At 40.0% G+C, this 230-nt stretch carries 1 protein-coding gene; it reads left to right on the top strand.

The genetic code is table 11. The features are described from left to right. Positions 1-230 (top strand): hypothetical protein (locus SB756_RS36115; RefSeq protein WP_410914056.1); only part of this gene is annotated, 230 nt, incomplete at both ends.

The raw sequence follows: 230 nt of genomic DNA on the forward strand, positions 1-230 counted from the left end.
TTAGGCGCATTTGCTGGTGGCTTAATTGGTGATGCAAAAGTCGCCGACAACAAACTTGATGAACAACAACGCGCCTTGGCAGTAATGAAACAAAAAACCAACGACTATCAACACGTACTTAATCATAACAACTTGTTAGAGCAGCAATTAGAGGTGCTAGCACAGCAAAACGAGCAGTTAACACAATCTCAAATTAATAACCTGCTTGCAATGACCGTTCAATTTAAAAC

This window comes from Pseudomonas sp. SIMBA_068 (genome assembly GCF_046534705.1).
In the GTDB taxonomy this organism is placed as follows: domain Bacteria; phylum Pseudomonadota; class Gammaproteobacteria; order Pseudomonadales; family Pseudomonadaceae; genus Aquipseudomonas; species Aquipseudomonas putida.